This is a genomic window from Tolypothrix sp. VBCCA 56010, from assembly GCF_050875635.1.
Taxonomy (GTDB): Bacteria; Cyanobacteriota; Cyanobacteriia; order Cyanobacteriales; family Nostocaceae; genus Hassallia.
Map to the genome: position 1 here is coordinate 1 of NZ_JBPAOH010000359.1, position 1,180 is coordinate 1,180.

Annotated in this window: 2 protein-coding genes; both read right to left on the reverse strand. The window is 46.7% G+C overall.

Annotation, left to right across the window (positions count from 1 at the left end; all coding sequences use genetic code 11):
• On the reverse strand, positions 1–836 hold an 836-nt coding region (locus tag AABK37_RS41445), incomplete at its 3' end, for a reverse transcriptase N-terminal domain-containing protein (RefSeq protein WP_432557189.1).
• A 98-nt stretch (positions 837–934) separates the two neighbouring features.
• Positions 935–1,180 (reverse strand): hypothetical protein (locus AABK37_RS41450; protein WP_432557190.1); only part of this gene is annotated, 246 nt, incomplete at its 5' end.

Here is a 1,180-nt window from a genome sequence, read left to right on the forward strand (position 1 = left end):
GCGTACCGGATTAGGCTGAGGGCATAACGGTTATCCCGTTTACCATGACCACTTCGGGTGGGCAGGGTTTGTGCATACTGTTTAATCCGTTCTTCCATCCCGTGGAGGGCAATATTTGCCAACAATGGAGATATAACTCCTCCCTGTGGTGTGCCCTCAGATGTTGGAAACAACTGCTTACCATCCATCACTCCCGCTTTTAACCATGCCCGAATTTGTCGGCGGATGGTGGGGAATGTATTTAATTTTCTTAGCAGTGCCTCATGGTCGATACGGTCAAAACATTTGGCAATATCGGCATCTAGCACATATTTAGGCTTAAGCCTGATTGCTTTATATATTGCTTCTACCGCATCATGGCATGAGCGTCCGGGTCTGAACCCGTATGAGTTAGGTTCAAATCGCGCTTCCCATTCTGGCTCTAATGCCAGTTTGACAAGTGCTTGCAAGGCTCGGTCTTTCATTGTAGGTATGCCCAAAGGTCGCTTCTCTTCTGTCCCCGGTTTGGGAATCCATACTCTCCGGGTAGGGCTGACCTTGGAACCCAGTTTCAATAAACCTATTAGGTCAAGACGTTGCTTTGGGGTCAGGCTTTTTTGCCCGTCCACACCTGCCGTCTTTTTTCCTTGGTTATCCTGTGTGACTCTACGAACCGATAAAGCTCTTGCTGACCAAGACTTCATCAACGTCTTTTGAAGTTTACGAAATGCTTTCACATCACCACGTTGAGAGGCTCTGTAAATTCTCTTTTGGAGCTTATACACATTACGCTCTAGCTTGCGCCAGTTAATTTTGTGCCATTCCACCATCAGTTGTTGAGACTGTGTATTAGACATTTATACTCGCTACTTGAGACTTTATCTTCCAAATCACCGTGAGTCTGTCTGCATATTCTGGGCATTACCCCAGACGTTCGCTTTTGACCCAATCTCTCCTACTCGTTGCATACGGTTAGCACCTGCTCAGGTATTCGACCTCCTGAGAGCAAACGAGAGGTTATCTCGTTCCGAATGACCATACTATGTACCGTTAGAGTGATGCTGTTCGCCGGGTTTATTGGAAGTGCTTGTTGGTCAAATAAAAACTTGCCAACTCCATATCCTTTGCCTTTTGGCTCCAGCGCATTCAGCCTTATTTCGCTGGTTCCTAGTAACGACGATTCAAACACATCTTCAAGCCG